We start from the raw sequence: 19,424 nt of genomic DNA, 5'->3' as shown, positions 1-19,424 counted from the left end.
CGGATATTCCATCAGTTTTTCATCATCGCACTTCAACTGTAATACGCTGCGTTCCTCTACTTTATAGTGGTTGTTGTAGATTTCGTCAATCGTTTCTTCCATTTCTTCGGGCGATATGTCGGCCAGAAAGCCGAGGCGTCCCGTATTGATGCCCAGAATAGGAATGTTTTTCTTGCCTACACGGCTGGCAGCTTTCAAAAACGTGCCGTCACCGCCGATGCTGATAACCATATCGGCGCGGAAATCGTCACCGTCGAACAATTCGGCGGGCGGAATGTTGAGGTGTAGGTCGGAAGTCAGGAAATTATAGAACTCGCGGCAGACACAGAGTTGTGCCTGATGCTGAGCCAGCAGGCGGAAAAGATTTTCGGCATGCGATGACTTTTTCGCCTGGTAGGTATTTCCGAATATGGCAAATTTCATAATTGTTTTCTGTTTTTGTAAGATGCAAAAATAGTTTTTTTCTCAGAATGCTGCCAACATATTGCTATTATTTGTACTTTTGCCCCAAACTATAAGCCGAATTATGACTAGATTAAGTGTAAATATTAATAAAGTAGCGACATTGCGTAACGCACGCGGAGGAAATGTGCCTAATGTTGTAAAAGTGGCGTTGGATTGCGAGAGTTTTGGAGCCGACGGTATAACGGTGCATCCGCGTCCCGATGAAAGACATATCCGTAAGAGCGATGTTTACGACCTGCGTCCGTTGTTGCGCACGGAGTTTAATATAGAGGGATATCCCGCACCCGAATTTATCGACTTGGTGCTGAAAGTGAAACCGCATCAGGTAACGTTGGTTCCGGATAGCCCCACTCAGTTGACTTCCAACTCCGGCTGGGACACGAAAGCCAATCTGGAGTTTCTGACCGAAGTGCTGGAAGCGTTCAATACCGCCGGTATCCGTACGTCGGTATTCGTGTCTACCGATGCAGAGATGATAGAGTATGCCGCCAAAGCCGGTGCCGACCGGGTGGAACTCTATACCGAACCCTATGCTACGGCATTCCCTAAAAATCCGGAAGCTGCGGTAGCTCCTTTTGTGGAAGCAGCCAGAACGGCGCGCAGCCTGGGACTGGGACTGAATGCAGGCCATGACCTGAGTCTGGAAAATCTGAATTATTTCTATAAAAACATACCCTGGCTGGATGAGGTCTCTATCGGTCATGCGCTGATTAGCGATGCTTTGTATCTGGGATTGGAACGTACCATTCAGGAATATAAAAACTGTCTCCGCTGATGAATCTTATGTTGTTATTGGCCCAAGTGGCTCCGGCGTTGGCCGATTCTGTTGCCGGCGCCAATCCGGTACTTACTCCCATTGCCGCTCCCGATGAAATGAACCTGTGGAGCATGGCTGTCAAGGGTGGTTGGATTATGGTAGTGCTCGGAGTACTCTCCGTAGTGTGCTTCTATATTCTGTTTGAGCGCAATTACGTTATCCGTAAGGCGGGCAAGGAAGACCCTATGTTTATGGATAAGATCAAGGATTATATTCTGGGTGGTGAGATTAAGGCCGCCATTGCCTATTGCCGCAGTGTGGATACGCCTTCGGCACGGATGATAGAGAAAGGTATCAGCCGGTTGGGACGCCCGGTGAATGATGTGCAGGCAGCCATAGAGAATGTCGGCAACATCGAAGTGGCGAAACTGGAAAAGGGGCTGACCATCATGGCTACCATTTCGGGCGGCGCTCCGATGATTGGTTTCCTGGGTACGGTGACCGGTATGGTGCGTGCTTTCTTTGAAATGGCGAATGCCGGTAACAATATCGACATCACCCTGCTTTCCGGCGGTATATACGAGGCTATGATTACTACGGTAGGCGGTCTGATTGTGGGCATCATCGCCATGTTCGCCTACAATTACCTGGTGACGCTGGTGGACGGTGTGGTAAATAAAATGGAAGCCAAGACAATGGCTTTCATGGACTTGCTGAACGAGCCTGCCAAGTAAATCATAATTCATAAATCAGAAACAACGACCGTGTTACAACGTAGAGCAAAAATATCACCCAATTTCAGTATGGCGTCCATGACGGATGTTATATTCCTGCTGTTGATTTTCTTTATGATTACTTCTACGGTAGTATCACCGAATGCAATCAAGGTATTGCTTCCGCAGGGAAAACAGCAGACATCCGCCAAGCCGCTGACAAGGGTTATCATTGATAAGGACTTGAACTACTATGCCGCTTTCGGTAATGATAAGGAACAGGCGCTGGCTTTGGACGAGCTGACTCCTTTTCTGCAATCGTGCGCAGCGAAAGAGCCCGAAATGTATGTGGCATTGTATGCCGATGAGTCCGTCCCCTATCGGGAAATTGTGAAGGTGCTGAATATCGCTAATGAGAATCATTTCAAGATGGTGCTGGCTACACGCCCGCCTGAGAATAAGTAAACGGTGTCAACCGTAAATAGCTAAATCGTAAATCGGAACGGTGAATCGGAAGAAGAAAGGAAAATATATAGGATTGGCAGGTGCGCTGTTGGTGCACGTTGTTGTCATTGCCCTTTTGATACTGGTGGGATTTACCTTGCCCGAACAGTCGAAGGAAGGCGGTGTGCCCGTGATGATGGGAGAAACGCCCGATGCGTGGGGGGCTGCCGACCCTTCTTTGGTTGAAGTGGAGACGATGCCGGAAGAGGCCGCTCCGGAAATGCCGGAAGAGGCGGAGCAGGAGATGCTGACGCAGGAAGATGAAGAAACCGTTGCCATAAAGCCTAAGGCGGAAGAAAAGAAGAAAGAGGTGAAGAAACCCGAAAAGAGCGCTGCCGAGAAAGCCGAAGAGGCGCGTAAGCTGGCTGCGGAAAAAGCGGAGCGTGAACGGAAGGCAGCCGAAGAAGCTGCCCGCAAACGTGTAGCGGGAGCTTTCGGCAAAGGTGCGCAAATGGGCAGCAAGGGTGCTACGGAAGGAACCGGTGTGCAGGGAAGTCCTACGGGAAACTCTTCGGAAGGGGCAACTGCCGGGACCGGCGGATACGGGACCTTTAACCTTGGCGGACGCTCCATAGGCGAGGGCGGATTGCCGCGTCCCGTATATAATGTGCAGGATGAGGGAAAAGTGGTGGTTACCATTACCGTAAATCCTGCCGGACAGGTTATCGGCACCAGCATCAACCGCCAGACGAATACCGTAAACCCCGCCTTGCGGAAAGCTGCCGAAGACGCGGCGAAGAAAGCGAGGTTCAATACGGTAAGCGGATTGAGTAACCAGACAGGGACGATTACATATTATTTTAATCTAAAATAAGAGGAGAAACTATTATGGGTACAGTTTATGTGTTTTTTGCAGACGGTTTTGAAGAAATAGAGGCTTTCACTTCGGTCGATGTAATGAGACGTGCGGGGTTGAATGTGGAAATGATTACGGTTACTCCTGACGAGATTGTGAAGGGCGCTCATGGCGTACCGGTGCTTTGTGACAAGAATATCGTGAACTGTGACTTTTTCGACGCTGATTTGATATTGCTTCCGGGCGGTATGCCGGGTGCGGCCACTTTGGAGAAGTGCGATGACTTGCGCAGACTGATTTTACGCTTTGCCGAAGAAAACAAACCGATTGCAGCCATTTGCGCCGCTCCTATGGTGCTCGGCAAACTGGGACTGTTGAAAGGTAAGAAAGCTACTTGCTATCCGGGTTTTGAACAATATCTGGAGGGTGCCGACTGCACTGGAGCGATGGTGGAAAAAGACGGCAATGTCATTACAGGAAAAGGTCCGGGCGCTGCCATGGAGTTTGCTTTGGCGGTGGTGGAATTGCTGCAGGGCAAGGATAAAGTTGCCGAATTGAAAGAGGCGATGATTGTCTGATTGTAAATTATGAAGAGGCTGTGTGAATCCAATGAAGTATGTTCTGATTGTAGCCGGCGGTAAAGGTTTGCGCATGGGATGCGAACTTCCCAAACAATTTCTTCCGATAGGGGGAAAGCCTGTATTGATGCGTACCATAGAGGCCTTTTATGCGTATAGCCCGGAGATACGGATAATATTGGTGCTTCCATGCAACCAGCAGGCTTACTGGAATGAGTTGTGCCGGAAACATGGTTTTTCAATCCCTCATCAAATCGCAGACGGCGGAGAAACACGCTTCCATTCGGTGAAGAACGGACTGGCATTTGTTACAACACCGGGTTTGGTCGGAGTGCATGACGGGGTACGCCCTTTTGTGGCTCAGGAGGTTATAGCCCGTTGTTACTCCCTGGCTGCCGGGAAGCAGGCGGTGATTCCTGTGACGGATGTGGTGGAGACGGTGCGTCATTTGGTTGGCGAAGGAAGTGAAACTGTCAGCCGCGACGCATACAAGCTGGTACAGACTCCGCAGGTGTTTGATGCGGATTTGCTGAAACAGGCTTATGAGCAGCCTTATACTTCGCATTTTACGGATGATGCCTCGGTGGTCGAGGCATTGGGCAAGCCCGTTTATCTGACGGAAGGTAACCGGGAAAACATAAAGATAACCACTCCCTTTGATTTGAAAATAGCTGCCGCCCTTTTGGACTCATGTTCGATTTAACTACGCGTGACATAAAATATCTGTCGGGCGTCGGGCCGCAGCGTGCTTCGGTGCTCAATAAGGAATTGGGCATTTTTTCCTTCCATGATTTATTGTATTATTTTCCTTATAAATACGTAGACCGCAGCCGCATCTATCGCATCCGTGAAATAGACGGTGCGATGCCTTATATCCAGTTGAAAGGTGAAATCTTAGGCTTTGAAACGGCGGGTGAAGGACGACAACGGCGGCTGATAGCTCACTTCTCGGACGGTACGGGGATAGTCGACCTGATTTGGTTTCAAGGCATCAAATATCTGATAGGAAAGTACAAGGTTCATCAGGAATATATCGTATTCGGCAAGCCTACGGTGTTTAACGGCAGGATAAACATTGCGCATCCGGACATAGACCCGGCTTCCGAACTGAAGCTCTCTGCCATGGGGTTGCAGCCCTATTACAATACGACGGAGAAGATGAAGCGAAGCTCGCTCAACTCGCACGCCATCGAGAAGATGATGAAAAGCCTCGTCGGACAGTTGAACGAACCTCTGCCCGAAACGCTTTCTCCCGCCCTGCTGGCAGAGCACCATCTGATGCCGCTGACGGATGCTTTGATGAATATCCATTTCCCGTCCGGTCCGGATGTGCTGCGAAAAGCGGAGTACCGCCTGAAATTCGAGGAACTGTTCTATGTCCAGTTGAACATACTGCGTTATGCCAAAGACAGGCAGCGCAAATACCGGGGGTATGTTTTTGAGAAAGTGGGGGATATATTCAATGGCTTTTATTCCCGCAATCTTCCTTTTGAGTTGACGAACGCTCAGAAACGCGTGTTGAAGGAGATACGCCGGGACTTGGGTGCGGGCAGGCAGATGAACCGTCTTTTGCAGGGAGATGTGGGGAGCGGAAAGACATTGGTGGCGTTGATGAGTATGCTGATTGCGCTTGATAACGGTTATCAGGCATGTATGATGGCGCCTACCGAAATATTGGCAAACCAACATTACGAAACGATTCGCGAACTATTGTACGGAATGGATGTACGGGTTGAACTGTTGACCGGTTCAGTCAAAGGCAAACGGAGGGAGGCCATTCTTTCCGGCCTGCTGACAGGAGATGTACAGATACTTATCGGTACGCACGCCGTCATTGAAGATACCGTGAACTTTGCATCATTGGGACTGGTTGTCATCGACGAGCAGCACCGTTTCGGCGTAGCCCAGCGTGCCCGTTTGTGGACAAAAAGCGTACAGCCGCCTCATATTTTGGTCATGACCGCGACTCCCATACCGCGGACTCTGGCAATGACGCTTTATGGCGATCTGGATGTATCGGTCATTGATGAGCTTCCGCCGGGAAGGAAGCCGATTGCCACCATTCATCAGTTCGACAGCCATCGCGTAAGCCTGTATCGTTCCGTGCGCAAACAGATTGACGAAGGACGTCAGGTCTATATCGTTTATCCTTTAATCAAGGAGAGCGAAAAGATTGACCTCAAGAACCTGGAAGAAGGCTATCTGCATATCTGTGAGGAGTTTCCCGATTGTAGGGTTTGCAAGGTGCACGGGAAAATGAAACCTGCCGAAAAGGATGCGCAAATGCAGTTGTTCGTTTCCGGCGAGGCGCAGATAATGGTTGCCACCACGGTTATTGAAGTCGGTGTGAATGTACCTAACGCTTCCGTGATGATAATAGAGAATGCCGAACGTTTCGGACTTTCCCAGCTTCATCAGCTCCGTGGTCGTGTAGGGCGCGGAGCCGACCAGTCTTATTGTATTCTGGTGACCGGTTATAAATTGGCGGAAGATACCCGGAAACGTCTGGAGATTATGGTACGTACGAACGATGGTTTCGAGATAGCCGAAGCTGATTTGAAACTTCGCGGGCCGGGTGATTTGGAAGGAACCCAGCAGAGCGGCATTGCTTTTGATTTGAAAATAGCGGATATAGCCCGCGACGGACAACTTCTGCAATACGTCCGTGAAGTAGCCCAGACCATTGTCGATAAGGACCCGAATGGCTCCCTTCCTGAAAATGAAATATTGTGGCGACAGTTGAAAGCCTTGCGAAAGACAAACGTTAATTGGGCGGCCATAAGCTGAAAAACGGTTAAACATACGCTTTATTTGTGCGTTTATGTTGTTAAACATGTTTGTGGTGTAATTGGCTTGTTGTTAGTCGTTTATTAGCTATTATTCGTGGCTTTTACTTTTGTGACTTCAAAAAAATAGTTAACGACACAAACGCCTTTTCAGAGAGAAATGTTACCTTTGGAAGAATTTTTGAAAATAATCTGGATATTCGCGTAAAACAGGGTGCGGTTGATTCACCGGATATGCTCTGCGGATATCGAAATGAATGACGAAACGGAATGAATTTTAATTGGATTAGAACGGCTTTATTAGCAGCAACGGCAATGGTCAGCCTGAACTCTTTCTCGCAGGACCTGATTGCCCGCCAAGCTCCCATTGACAGAAAACTTAAAAGCGTAGATTCATTGGCTTTGCAGAAACAAATCCGTGCGGAACAGTCTTTGTATCCGGGATTGGATTTGTATCCGAGTTGGAACAATGAATTTGTGCAGGCTTATGGCAATGCTATCGTGCCGGAAAGTTATACTTTTGATTTGAAAGGCTTTTGCATGCCTACCGAACATACCCGTATTACCGATGTATTCGGTTATCGCCCTCGCAGAAGAAGAGCGCATTACGGTTTGGATATTAAAGTATATGTAGGCGATACAATCCGTGCCGCGTTTGACGGTAAGGTACGTATCGTTAAGAATCAGGGCCGTCGCGGATATGGTAAATATGTCGTTATCCGTCATGATAACGGTTTGGAAACGGTCTATGGGCATTTGTCCAAGCAATTGGTTGATATAAACCAGTTGGTAAAGGCCGGTGAGCCTATTGCACTGGGCGGTAATACCGGACGTTCTACCGGCTCTCACCTGCACTTTGAAACCCGTTTCCTGGGAATTCCTATTAACCCTGCATTGATGTTCGATTTTGAAAAGCAGGATATTGTTGCCGATTCTTATACGTTCCGTAAGACCAAAGGCACTTCCGGTACAGCTCGCAGTATGGCATCGGGTGAAGGTCTGTTCTATAAGGTGAAGAAAGGCGATACTTTATCCAAGATTGCATCCCGTCAGGGTACAAGCATCGACAAGCTTTGCAAGCTGAACCGCATTACCCGGAGAACAATTCTCCGCCCGGGACAGGTATTGCGTTGCTCATAAAACGGAAATACTCTCTAAACGTAAACAATCTCTATAGGAGAGGGCACTTTAATATAATTTAGAGTGCCCTCTTTTCTTTTCTCTTTAATTATTCCTAAATTTGCAGCCTATTTGTAAGGATATGAAAGATACCAAGCAACAATTTGAGCATGTCATCGCCATTTGCCGTGACCTGTTCTCCAAGAAACTTCATGATTACGGTCCTGCATGGCGTATTCTTCGTCCGGCTTCCGTAACCGACCAGATATTCATTAAGGCCAATCGTATTCGGAGCATTGAGACTAAAGGCGTGACTTTGGTGGACGAAGGTATCCGTTCGGAGTTCATTGCGATTGTCAACTACGGTATTATCGGTTTGATACAACTGGAGTTGGGATATGCCGAATCTGCGGATATGACGAACGAAGAGGCAATGGTTCTGTATGACAAATATGCGAAAGAATCGCTGGAATTGATGCTTGCCAAGAACCACGATTACGATGAGGCTTGGCGCAGTATGCGTATCAGTTCGTATACGGACTTGATATTGATGAAGATATACCGTACAAAGCAAATTGAAAGTCTGTCCGGCCAAACACTGGTTTCGGAAGGTGTCGATGCCAACTATATGGACATGATTAATTATTCCGTATTTGGTTTGATTAAGATAGAGTTTGGAGACTGAGAAAAAACATATTATAAAGCTCGTCTGGGTAAATACCTGCCGCTTTTTGCTGGCAACGTTGTTTATCTTCTCCGGATTTGTGAAGGCTGTCGATCCGCTCGGTTCATTTTATAAGATTCAGGATTATCTGGCGGCATTCGGCATAATTTCATGGTTTCCTACATACCTGCCGTTACTTTTTGCCATCATTCTGTCATCTGCAGAGTTCTGTGTAGGAGTTTTCCTCTTTTTCGGTGTACGCCGGAAGATTGCGTCGACCTTGGCGCTTCTCCTGATGAGCGTAATGACTCCGTTGACCTTGTATCTTGCTTTGGCAAATCCCGTATCCGATTGCGGATGCTTTGGCGATGCCTGGGTGTTGACGAACTGGCAGACATTCGGGAAGAACATCGTATTGCTGATTGCGGCGATAGCGGTATTCCGGGAGCGGAAACTCATGTTCCGCTTCGTTACGCTGAAAATAGAATGGATGGTATCCTTATACACGCTTTTGTTTGTCTTTGCACTTTCTTTTTATTGCTTGGAATATCTGCCGGTACTGGACTTCCGCCCTTATAAGATCGGAGCGGATATAAAGGCGGGCATGGAGATTCCCGAAGGTGCGAAACCGAGTGTATTCGAGAGCCGCTTTGTATTGGAGAAAGACGGCAGGCAACAGGAGTTTACATTGGATAATTATCCGGACAGCACATGGACTTTTGTCGAAACGCGTACCGTTTTGAAAGAAAAAGGCTATGAACCACCCATTCATGATTTCTCCATGATAAGCCTGGGCACGGGTGAAGATATAACCGACAGTGTACTGACCGACAAAGGATATACCTTTTTATTGGTAGCCCACCGGATAGAGGAAGCGGACGATAGCAATATCGACCTTATCAATGAAATCTATGATTACAGTGTGGAGCACGGCTACGGTTTTTATGCGCTGACTTCCTCGCCGGATGAAGAAATTGAGATGTGGCGTGAAAGAACCGGTGCGGAATACCCGTTCTGCCAGATGGATGATATTACCCTGAAAACGATTATCCGTTCCAATCCCGGCCTGCTGCTGATAAAAGACGGTACAATCCTGAATAAATGGAGCGATAACCAACTTCCCGATGAATATGTACTGAACGATAGTCTGGATAAATTAGAGTTGGGAAAGCAGAAACAGGAAAATAAATTGCACACCATTGGTTACGTATTATTGTGGTTTATCGTACCTTTGACGCTGGTTGTCGGCATTGATATTCTGATAATCAAGCGGAGAGAAAGAAAAAGCAGGGAGCGGCAAGCCGCCCAATCCTCGGATAATCGGGAGAATGACAAATTGTAAATCTTTGAATAGCAGATATATTAACCCTTTTAATAATTAAAACAAAATGAGAAAAAACATTGTTGCAGGAAACTGGAAAATGAACAAAACCCTTCAGGAGGGTATTGCTCTTGCAAAAGAACTGAATGAAGCGTTGGCTAACGAAAAGCCTAATTGTGATGTAATCATCTGTACTCCGTTTATTCACCTGGCATCTGTTACTCCGCTGGTAGATGCTGCCAAAATCGGTGTAGGTGCAGAAAACTGTGCAGATAAGGAATCTGGTGCATATACAGGTGAGGTATCAGCCGCTATGGTTGCTTCTACCGGTGCCAAGTATGTAATCCTCGGTCACTCGGAACGTCGTGCTTACTACGGTGAAACAGTGGAAATCCTGGAAGAAAAAGTAAAATTGGCTTTGGCCAACGGTCTGACTCCGATTTTCTGTATCGGTGAAGTGCTGGAAGAACGTGAAGCTAACAAGCAGAATGAAGTGGTTGCCGCTCAGTTGGCATCTGTATTCTCTCTGTCTGCCGAAGATTTCTCCAAGATTATCCTGGCTTACGAACCGGTTTGGGCCATCGGTACAGGTAAGACTGCTACTCCGGCACAGGCACAGGAAATCCATGCTTTCATCCGTTCTGCCGTTGCCGAGAAGTATGGCAAGGAAATTGCTGAAAACTGCTCTATCCTTTACGGTGGTAGCTGCAAGCCTTCCAATGCAAAGGAACTGTTTGCAAATCCTGATGTAGACGGTGGTCTGATTGGTGGTGCTGCTTTGAAGGTTGCTGACTTCAAGGGTATCATCGACGCTTTTAATTAATAACAGAGAGCCGGAAGTTGCCCGTATCCAAAGGAAGGCCAACTTCCGACTCTTCATGTTTAAAGCTTGTTTTTAAAACTGTATAAAACACTCTTTTATGAAGAAACTCGGTTTGCTTTTAATTGCATGTTTTGCCTTTGCCGCTATATCTGTGGCGCAGAATAACATCGTAAAGAGTCTGGAACGTAATGTGCCGGGGCAGGGTAAAGTGTCCATTCATCAGGATGCCCGTATCGGGGCACTGATAGGTTCGGAGTATATCCCTACCGGTTCGGACGACCGGAAAGTGATTAAAAGTTCGGGCTATCGCGTACAGGTATATGCCGGAAATAACACCCGTCAGGCCAAGAATGAAGCCTATTCGGTGGCTTCCAATATAAAAGAGCGTTTTCCTGACCTTCCCGTTTATACATCTTTCAACCCGCCCCGCTGGTTGTGCCGTGCAGGCGACTTCCGCAGCATCGAGGAAGCGGATGCCATGATGCGCCAACTGCGTGCCACCGGTGCTTTCAAGGAAGTGTCTATCGTGAAAGATCAGATAAATATCCCCCTTTAATTCATAACTCATAATTATCCCCCTCACTTTCTCATGTTAGGAAAAGAAGAAATCGTATCTCCTTCATTGGACGAACTGAAAGAACATTATCATCATATATTGACTTTGTTAGGTGAAGACCCTGAGCGTGAAGGGTTGCTGAAAACACCGGAACGGGTAGCCAAAGCCATGCTGGCACTGACTAAGGGGTACTCTATGGACCCGCACGAAGTACTCCGCTCTGCCAAGTTCAAGGAAGATTATAATCAGATGGTGATTGTGAAAGACATTGATTTCTTTTCTCTCTGTGAACACCATATGCTGCCTTTCTACGGCAAGGCGCACGTGGCTTATATTCCGAACGGCTACATTACAGGTTTGAGCAAGATTGCCCGTGTGGTGGATATCTTCTCTCATCGCTTGCAAGTACAGGAACGTATGACGCTCCAAATAAAGGAGTGTATTCAGGAAACGTTGAATCCTTTGGGCGTGATGGTCGTGGTAGAGGCGAAACACATGTGCATGCAGATGCGTGGCGTGGAGAAGCAGAATTCAATAACCACCACTTCCGACTTTACGGGGGCTTTCAATCAGGCCAAGACGCGTGAAGAGTTTATGAACCTCATCCGCCACACTTCTTAATGTCAGGGGAGCACCACCCGGTCTCCCAACCGTTTTGCCATAATACTCTGCACTTCGCGCATTTCGCTGTAGCGTTTCATGATGGCGTTGCATTTCTCTTCGTCGTTGGCGATGGCAGGGTCTTGCAGGGCAGACATCATGTGCTTTAGCTCTTCGCTGACAATGGCATACTTGAAGTTTATCATTAATGCCGGAACCAGCTCGTAAAGACGTTCTTCATCGGTTACTATCTTCTGGCTTTTTGAATGGTATTTGCTCAGCTGGTAACGGTTGCTGATAAGTTCCACGCTCAGTTTGCTGATGGCAGGGTCCGGATAAGCCAGAAAATAACGTTCGGCTGTAAATCCGGCGTCATGGATATGCGCGGCGGCTTCGGTCAGTATTTGGCGGTGCAGCGGGTTGTGGAATGACAACTCATCTTGCTTCAGGTCGCTGACGACATATTCAATTACGCTCACCGGTATTTCCTGCCCTTCTTCATTGGTTACATTGCACATCACTTTTTCGCCATAGCGCACAATCATTTGAAGAATCAGCCGTTCGTATTTATAGAATTCCTGCCCTTCTTTTCCTTCTTGCGGAATAAAGGATATATAGCTGTCTTCCGGCGGGAACGGTGCATCCGCATTGTGCCCGGGAGCTTCTCCGACGGCAGTTGGGGTTGCGTCTGCCGTTGTCGGGGCAGCGGGAGTCGAACTTTCGGCACCTGTTACATTCTGTGTGCTTTCTGCCTGTCTGCCGGCGTTTCTACGTTCCCGTTCTGCCTGTTCGGCACGCTTTTCAGCCTGCATCTCACGCCGTTTGGCAACTTCGGAAACCAACAGTTTGTCTTCCACCCGCAATATCTGGGCGCATTCTTTGATGTACACATCGCGCACAATCGCTTCGGGGATGACCGAGATGCTTTGTACAAGATTACCGATTAGTTCGGCACGTTTAATCGGGTCTTTGCCTGCATCTTCCAGCAGCAGGTTGGTTTTGAAACGGATAAAGTCTGTTTCATGCTCCTGTATGAATTGCTGGAACTCGGTCGAGTTATGTTTGCGGGCAAAAGAGTCCGGGTCGTCTCCGTCGGGCAGGAGACACACTTTAATGTTCATGCCTTCTTCCAGCAGCATGTCGATACCCCGGATAGAAGCCTTGATACCGGCTGCATCCCCGTCGTACAATACGGTCATGTTGTTGGTGAAGCGGTGAATCAGACGGATTTGCCCCGGTGTCAGCGCAGTGCCCGAAGAGGCCACCACATTTTCTATACCGGACTGGTGCATGGATATGACGTCCGTATAGCCTTCCACCAGGAAGCAACGGTCTTGCTTCACAATAGCCTGCTTGGCGAAATAGATACCGTACAGTTCGTTGCTTTTATGATAGATTGCCGATTCGGGAGAGTTGACATACTTCACCTTGACTCCTTTTGTGGCACTGGCAAGTACACGGCCGCCGAAAGCCACCACTTTACCCGATAAGGTATGTACGGGAAAGATTACGCGTCCCCAAAAACGGTCGCGCAGTTGGTGGTCGTCCGTTTCGTAGCAGAGTCCGGTCTTGACGAGAAATTCTTTCTTATATCCTTTCTTCAAGGCTTCTTCCGCCATGGCATTATGGCTTTCGGTACAGTATCCCAACTGGAATTTTTCGATGATGTCATCCCGGAATCCGCGGTTACGGAAATAAGCCATACCGATGCTGCGTCCGTCTACATGGTTATGCAGGATATTCTGGAAATAGTCGCGGGCAAACTGATTGACGATGAAAAGGCTTTCGCGTTCGCTCTGAACGAGCTTTTCTTCATTGGACAGCTCCCGTTCCTTGACCTCGATGCCGTATTTCTTGGCAAGGTATTTCAGTGCCTCAGGGTAGGACATCTGTTCGTGCTCCATGATGAAGTGCACTACATTGCCGCCCTTGCCACAGGCAAAGCATTTGCACAGTCCCTTGGCTGGCGATACGTAGAACGACGGGGTCTTATCGTCGTGGAACGGGCACAGACCTACATAGTTCACTCCGCGTTTCCGCAGCGTGACGAAGTCTGACACGACATCAACGATTTGTGCCGCATCCAGAATTCTGTCTATGGTGGGTTGGTCTATCATGATTCGAGCACAAAGTTACACATAAAATCAGCCTCTGCAAAAAAAATAGGGGTTAGTGATTAGCGATTAGGGGTTAGTGATTAGCAGGCTGCGCTATTATGCCGCATGGTACTAATCACTAATCACTAACCCCTAATCACTAATTACTTAATTTTTTCTCTGATCTTCGTCAGATACTTCTTCATTCCTTCCGCATCTTTGTTGGTGATAATCTCCAGTAGTTGTTTCAGTTCCAGACGTATATTCTCTACTTGTGAGGGGGTGCGGGGATTGAACAGAATCTCCTGTAACAGATAATCGTCCTCGCTCAACAGGCCTTTGGCAATGGCCATGTGTTTCTTGAATGTAGTTCCCGGAGCTTCCTGATGTTTCATGACTGCTGCAAACACGAAAGTCGAAACAAACGGAATGGACAAGGAGTAGGCCACCGTTTCATCATGCTCGTCGAAGGTGTACTCAAAGATATTGAGCTTCATGGTCTGGTATAAATCTTTAAAGAAGATTTTGCCCAAATGGTCACCCTCGCTGATGATGATGGCATTTTCTGTATTCAAGTTGCTCAGACTGGCAAAAGTAGGGCCGAACATAGGATGTGTCGACACATAACGGAAACCGCTTTCTTCGTAGAATTTTTTCAGTCCGGTCTTTACCGAAGCGATGTCGCTGATGATGCAGTCTTTGGGAAGCACAGGCAACACCTGCCGGAAAGCTTCCAGAGTATATTTTACCGTAGCGGCATTGATTACCAGTTCCGGTTCAAATTCCTTGATTTCTTCCAGCGTGGTGAAACGGTAGGTGTTATAGACGAAACGCAGTTGGTGCGGATTGACGTCGAACACGGCCGTCTCGTGTTGAAAACTTAAAATATCTGTGAAGAAGGAGCCCATTTTGCCGGCTCCGAGTATTAATATTCGCATAATTTTCTGACTGTTATAAAAACCGAAGGTATGTCAAAACTACAATCCACTTACTATTTGCTTCTACCCTCAATCTACGAAATTATCACTTATTGATTATTTCCATTTGTTGTCTCACACTCTCCTCGTGTATCGCTTCAAACACTTTCTTGATAAACTCGGAATCCATGCCGCAGAGCGAACCCTGCGAGCCGCGTTTTTCGAGAATCTCGTTATAGCGTCCCGTTTGCAGAATCGTCATATCATGTTCCTTCTTGTAGGTGCCGATTTCACGGGCTATGCGCATCCTTTTGGCCAGTTCCTGGATAAGGTTATTGTCGCATTCGTCAATCTGCTTGCGTAATTCGCTGAGGTTTTCGGTGCTTTGTGTCTCCTTGCGGATAACGAGCAGGTTGAGAATGTAGTCCAATACATCCGGCGTAACCTGTTGGGCGGCATCGCTCCATGCGCAGTCCGGGTTGCAATGGCTTTCCACAATCAGACCATTGAAGCCCAGGTCCATAGCCTGCTGGCAAAGCGGGGCAACCAACTCGCGTTTTCCGCCGATATGACTGGGGTCGCAGATGATGGGCAGGTTTGGAATGCGGCGACGCAGTTCGATGGGAATATGCCATTGCGGCAGGTTGCGGTATAGCTTCTTGTCGTAGCTGCTGAAACCGCGGTGAATGGCTCCCAGGCGTTTCAATCCGGCATTATTGATGCGCTCCATGGCGCCTATCCATAATTCCAGATCCGGATTTACGGGGTTCTTTACCAAGACCGGGATATCCACGCCTTTCAGGGCATCTGCTATTTCCTGTACGGCAAAAGGATTGGCGGTAGTGCGGGCACCTACCCAGAGTATATCTATTCCGGCTTTCAGGCATTCGTACACATGCTTGGCTGTGGCTACTTCGGTGGATACATACATACCTGTTTCTTTCTTCACCTCTTTAAGCCAGGCAAGCCCTTCTACGCCTACACCCTCGAAACCGCCCGGTTTGGTACGGGGTTTCCAGATGCCTGCGCGGAATATCTTCATACCTTTGGCAGCCAATTGCCTGGCGGTGTCCATAACTTGTTCTTCCGTCTCTGCACTGCATGGACCGGCAATAACCAGAGGACGCTTCTCCTCGATACCCGGCAACAAGATTGATTCTAATTCAAGTTCCATATTCTTTATTTGTTTAATTATATTCGGTTGTATAAATATTTCCAAACCGTTACTCTCGCTTCTGCATCCCTTTCCTATAGCGGGTTTTCAGGCTATTAATAAATTCGAGTAGAATTTTACTATAATTTTTCAAGAATTATAGTAAAATCTTGAAGAGATTTATTAAGCAGATGAATCGGTTTTATTAATAAGCTGTTTTTCTGTAATGATTTATCTCATTCCTTTGATGCGTTTCAACGCTTCCGCCAGTTTGTCGTCCTTGCAGCAAAGCGAGATGCGGATATATCTCTTTCCGTTGCTGCCGAAGATGAATCCCGGAGTGATGAATACGTGCGCTTCGTACAATACCCGTTCGGTCAGTTCCTCTACATCGGCGCAACTGTCGGGTATCTTTCCCCAAAGGAACATGCCTACCTGGTTCTCGTCGTAAGTACATCCCAGCTCACGCATAATCTCTCCTGCCAGTTGGCGGCGGTTGCGGTAGTTCTTGTTATTGCCTTCGTACCATTCCTCACCGGCTTCCAGGGCATTGGCTGCGGCAAGTTGCATGGCACGGAACATACCGCTGTCTATGTTGCTCTTCACTTTCAGTATCCATTGTACAAAGTCTGCATTAGAGGCGAGCATACCGATGCGCCAGCCCGGCATGTTGTGGCTCTTGCTCATGGAGTTGAATTCGATGCAGCACTCTTTCGCACCCGGAATGCTGAGAATACTGATAGGGTGTTCGTTCAGAATAAAGCTGTACGGGTTGTCGTTGACGATGACAATGTCCTTGCGGCGTGCAAAGTCCACCAGTTTTCGGTACAGTTCCGGTGTGGCGTTCGCTCCTGTCGGCATATTGGGGTAGTTGGTCCACATCAGTTTTACGCGGCTCATATCCATCTTCTCCAGTTCGTCGAAGTCGGGCATCCAGCCGTTCTCCTCTTTCAGGTTATAGTTTACGACCTCTGCACCCAGTATCCTGCTCAATGAAGTATAGGTGGGATAGCCGGGATTGGGAACCAACACCTGTTCGCCCGGGTTGACGAAAGCCAGCGTAACGTGCAGGATACCTTCCTTGGAGCCGATAAGCGGCTGTATTTCTGTATTCGGGTCCAGCTCTACGCCGTACCATTTCTTATACCAGCCGGCAAAGCTGCGGCGCAGTTCGGGAATACCCACATAGGGCTGGTAGCCATGTCCGTCGGGGTTGCGGGCCGCATCGCAAAGCGTCTGTATGGTACTCTCCGAAGGGGGCATGTCGGGACTGCCGATGCCCAGGCTGATTACATCCTTGCCTTCGGCGTTCATCTGTGCCACTTCTTTCAGCTTTTTAGAGAAATAGTATTCGCTTACGCTTGCCAGCCGGTCGGCCGGCTTTATTTTAGATAGTTGATTTTCCGTCTTCATATTCTCCCAATATTTTAAGTTCTTTGGTCAGTGGGGTGATAGCCACGATAGATTGTTTATACTTCAGCACATTGTCGAAAACTACGTCTACATAGAATTGATATTCCCATTCGCGCCCGATGATGGGCAGTGACTGTATCTTTGTCAGGTTGATGCGGTAGAAAGACAGGATGGACAATACTTGCGAAAGGCTTCCCTCGGTATGCGGCAACGTGAATACCATGCTTGCCTTGTTCACTTCCTTGTTGCGGTGGCGGCTCAGCTCGTCCACTTGCCAGGGGTCTGCCACAACCAGAAAGCGGGTGAAGTTGTGTTTGTTGGTTTCGATACCTTCCTGCAACACCTTCATGCCGTAACGTTCGGCGGCGGCTTTGGAACAAATGGCAGCATGTCCTCTCAGGTTTTCTTTCCTGATGATTTCCGCACTGAGAGCGGTGTCCTCGCCTTCCACTACCTTGATGCGGGGATGCTGTCCGAGGAACTCACGGCACTGCATCAGGGCGATGGGGTGGGAGTTTACTTCCGTGATGTCGTCCCAATCCTCGTCGGGCAGGCAAACAAAGCTATGCGAGATGCGCAATTTGTATTCGCCTACAATCTGTGTGCCGCTTTGGCGCAGGAGTTCATTGTTGTGCAGCAAGCTTCCTGCAATCGTATTTTCTATTGCCAGCATGCCTATGGTCTGACTGTCCTGTTTGACAGCAGTAAATACCTCCTCGAAGCTGGCGCAGCAGATAAGCTGTATTTCTTCTCCTTCGAAGTATTTATGTGCGGCAATGTCGTGATACGAACCTAATGTTCCTTGAATGGCTACCTTCTTCATTCCTGACTCTCTTTTTCTTGATTTATGCTACAAAAAAAATCCCGCTTCCATACACTGGAGCGGGACTTTATATATTACTTAGTTCTCTATTCTGTTCTTAAGCATCACTGTCACTTGATACATACAAACTCCCGCTCTACTTTCCGGCTAAAGTAAAAGTAAAAAAAGAAGTAATATGCATAAGTAAATGATTTCATTCTTGCTTTTCGTTTTGAATTATGTGGCAAATGTAACACTTTTCTTTTAGATGCAAATAAAAACCAATGTTTTTTTTGATAATTGCATCATTTTATAGATAATGTTTTATAATCCTAATACATTTGTCGTATTGTTGCCCGGCAGATTGCCGTATTGTCCGTTGAAATCCTGCAACTCTTTCGGGTTAAGCTCCAATCCGCGTTTCATGTCTTCCATGGAGCCTTCCTTGTCGCCGTTCAGCAGTTTGGCGCGGCCGCGTTCGTGGTATGCTTGGGCAAAGTCGGGATTCAGCTCGATAGCTTCATCAAACAAAGCGATGGCTTCGGTCAGCTTTTTCTGGACGATGTACAACTGTCCCAAGTAGAGGAATGCCTGTTCGTTGAACGGATTCAGTTCCGTTATATGAAGATAGTCGGCTTCTGCTTCGGCTTCTGCACCGGTCGCTTCCTTTATCTTTCCGCGGAGCAGTATGGCGTTTTCATCGTCCGGGTCTTGGGCGAGTATGGCGTCGATGTCTTCCATGGCCTCTTTGTACTGCTGCATCTTTGTCAGAGCCTCGGCACGCAGCAGACGGGCTTCGGTGAAGTCGTCCTTGAGTACGATGGCTTTTGTGAGGTGGGCGATGCACATGATGCCGTCGTTCTGGCCGTTGTCGGCTTTTCCCAGCAGATAGTGCGCCATGGCATTGCCTTCTTCAACGGCAATGGCTTTTTGGGCGGCTTCCGCCATGGCGGCATAGTCCTCCTGCATGTAGCAGACGTTGGCAAGGGTGAGTAAAGTAGAGGTATGCTCCGGTTCTGTTCGGATCATTCTTTCCAAAAGCTTGCGGGCTTCATCCAGTTCGTTGGACTGGATATATACTTGTGCCAGGTAGCCCATTGTCTCGAAATCTTCTTGTAGCGCAAGGGCTTCGGTGAAACATTTGATGGCATAGTCGGCACGTCCCATACGTTGGGCACGCATACCGTCGTACTTGAATATCTCGAAGTTCTTCTGATTGTTTTTCTGTTTTTCCTCTTCCGGATTTGCCGGCTTGCCGGAGAAGAACGATTTAAAGAATCCCATGATTATGATGTTGTTTTAGTTATGTTTTTAATAGGTTGACTGGATTGGTGTGCTGATGCACTGTACAAAAGTAATGA

Annotated in this window: 20 protein-coding genes; 13 read left to right on the top strand and 7 right to left on the bottom strand. The window is 47.9% G+C overall.

The features are described 5' to 3' along the window. Positions 1-423, bottom strand: a 423-nt coding sequence (locus AB5903_RS10705; RefSeq protein ID WP_368117840.1) for an NAD(+)/NADH kinase, incomplete at its 3' end; no start/stop codon positions are given. Between the two features lie 103 nt (positions 424-526). Here AB5903_RS10705 and AB5903_RS10700 point away from each other — a divergent pair. The 13 genes from AB5903_RS10700 (at position 527) to folE (ending at position 11,703) form a co-directional block, all read left to right on the top strand. After that, complete coding sequence (locus tag AB5903_RS10700) at positions 527-1,240, top strand: pyridoxine 5'-phosphate synthase (protein WP_005658132.1); 714 nt, start codon at positions 527-529, stop codon at positions 1,238-1,240. After that, positions 1,240-1,956 (top strand): MotA/TolQ/ExbB proton channel family protein, encoded by a 717-nt coding sequence (locus AB5903_RS10695; RefSeq protein WP_005658130.1) that lies wholly within the window; start codon positions 1,240-1,242, stop codon positions 1,954-1,956. Before AB5903_RS10700 ends, AB5903_RS10695 begins: the two co-directional genes overlap by 1 nt. A gap of 69 nt (positions 1,957-2,025) precedes the next feature. Further along, complete coding sequence (locus tag AB5903_RS10690) at positions 2,026-2,400, top strand: biopolymer transporter ExbD (RefSeq protein ID WP_005658129.1); 375 nt, start codon at positions 2,026-2,028, stop codon at positions 2,398-2,400. 40 nt (positions 2,401-2,440) lie between these two features. Beyond that, positions 2,441-3,253: a cell envelope integrity protein TolA gene (locus AB5903_RS10685; protein ID WP_272710467.1), complete on the top strand. Its 813-nt coding sequence runs from the start codon at positions 2,441-2,443 to the stop codon at positions 3,251-3,253. Between the two features lie 14 nt (positions 3,254-3,267). Beyond that, entirely contained in the window at positions 3,268-3,813 is a 546-nt protein-coding gene (locus AB5903_RS10680; RefSeq protein ID WP_005658126.1) for a DJ-1 family glyoxalase III, read from the top strand. Between the two features lie 31 nt (positions 3,814-3,844). Further along, the gene (locus AB5903_RS10675) at positions 3,845-4,516 is read left to right on the top strand and encodes a 2-C-methyl-D-erythritol 4-phosphate cytidylyltransferase (RefSeq protein ID WP_005658124.1); all 672 of its coding nucleotides are present in this window, start codon (positions 3,845-3,847) and stop codon (positions 4,514-4,516) included. After that, positions 4,504-6,600 (top strand): ATP-dependent DNA helicase RecG, encoded by a 2,097-nt coding sequence (recG, locus tag AB5903_RS10670; protein WP_272710463.1) that lies wholly within the window; start codon positions 4,504-4,506, stop codon positions 6,598-6,600. The genes AB5903_RS10675 and recG overlap by 13 nt, the downstream gene beginning before the upstream one ends. 269 nt (positions 6,601-6,869) lie before the next feature. Beyond that, positions 6,870-7,739 (top strand): peptidoglycan DD-metalloendopeptidase family protein, encoded by an 870-nt coding sequence (locus AB5903_RS10665; protein ID WP_005658121.1) that lies wholly within the window; start codon positions 6,870-6,872, stop codon positions 7,737-7,739. A 121-nt stretch (positions 7,740-7,860) separates the two neighbouring features. Beyond that, the gene (locus AB5903_RS10660; RefSeq protein ID WP_005658120.1) at positions 7,861-8,403 is read left to right on the top strand and encodes a DUF1599 domain-containing protein; all 543 of its coding nucleotides are present in this window, start codon (positions 7,861-7,863) and stop codon (positions 8,401-8,403) included. Continuing rightward, entirely contained in the window at positions 8,393-9,724 is a 1,332-nt protein-coding gene (locus AB5903_RS10655; protein ID WP_272710461.1) for a BT_3928 family protein, read from the top strand. Before AB5903_RS10660 ends, AB5903_RS10655 begins: the two co-directional genes overlap by 11 nt. Before the next feature lie 46 nt (positions 9,725-9,770). Further along, complete coding sequence (gene tpiA / locus AB5903_RS10650; protein WP_005658117.1) at positions 9,771-10,526, top strand: triose-phosphate isomerase; 756 nt, start codon at positions 9,771-9,773, stop codon at positions 10,524-10,526. Between the two features lie 97 nt (positions 10,527-10,623). Beyond that, positions 10,624-11,082: an SPOR domain-containing protein gene (locus tag AB5903_RS10645; RefSeq protein WP_016661573.1), complete on the top strand. Its 459-nt coding sequence runs from the start codon at positions 10,624-10,626 to the stop codon at positions 11,080-11,082. Between the two features lie 33 nt (positions 11,083-11,115). After that, positions 11,116-11,703, top strand: coding sequence for a GTP cyclohydrolase I FolE (gene folE, locus AB5903_RS10640; RefSeq protein ID WP_005658114.1), 588 nt, complete (start codon positions 11,116-11,118; stop codon positions 11,701-11,703). Between the two features lie 2 nt (positions 11,704-11,705). On the opposite strand, the gene dnaG is transcribed toward folE, so the two are convergent. From dnaG to AB5903_RS10610, 6 genes are all read right to left on the bottom strand, one after another. Beyond that, a complete protein-coding gene (dnaG, locus tag AB5903_RS10635; protein ID WP_272710459.1) occupies positions 11,706-13,799 on the bottom strand; it encodes a DNA primase in 2,094 nt (697 codons plus the stop codon). 143 nt (positions 13,800-13,942) lie between these two features. After that, positions 13,943-14,716, bottom strand: a complete 774-nt coding sequence (locus tag AB5903_RS10630) for a prephenate dehydrogenase/arogenate dehydrogenase family protein (RefSeq protein ID WP_005658111.1) — start codon at positions 14,714-14,716, stop codon at positions 13,943-13,945. Positions 14,717-14,801: 85 nt separating this feature from the next. Further along, positions 14,802-15,869 carry a bifunctional 3-deoxy-7-phosphoheptulonate synthase/chorismate mutase type II gene (locus tag AB5903_RS10625; protein ID WP_016661571.1) on the bottom strand — a complete coding sequence of 356 codons (1,068 nt, stop codon included), beginning with the start codon at positions 15,867-15,869 and terminating at the stop codon, positions 14,802-14,804. A gap of 210 nt (positions 15,870-16,079) precedes the next feature. Continuing rightward, complete coding sequence (locus tag AB5903_RS10620) at positions 16,080-17,261, bottom strand: pyridoxal phosphate-dependent aminotransferase (RefSeq protein ID WP_117857715.1); 1,182 nt, start codon at positions 17,259-17,261, stop codon at positions 16,080-16,082. Further along, complete coding sequence (locus AB5903_RS10615; protein WP_117857716.1) at positions 17,236-18,084, bottom strand: prephenate dehydratase; 849 nt, start codon at positions 18,082-18,084, stop codon at positions 17,236-17,238. Before AB5903_RS10615 ends, AB5903_RS10620 begins: the two co-directional genes overlap by 26 nt. Before the next feature lie 303 nt (positions 18,085-18,387). Further along, complete coding sequence (locus AB5903_RS10610) at positions 18,388-19,347, bottom strand: lipopolysaccharide assembly protein LapB (protein WP_005658101.1); 960 nt, start codon at positions 19,345-19,347, stop codon at positions 18,388-18,390. Positions 19,348-19,424 lie beyond the last annotated feature (77 nt).

It is taken from the genome of Bacteroides sp. 2201st1_D9_2201SCRN_220225, from assembly GCF_040928965.1.
Classification (GTDB): Bacteria; Bacteroidota; Bacteroidia; order Bacteroidales; family Bacteroidaceae; genus Bacteroides; species Bacteroides stercoris.
This window is presented reverse-complemented; position numbering and strand designations above follow the sequence as displayed.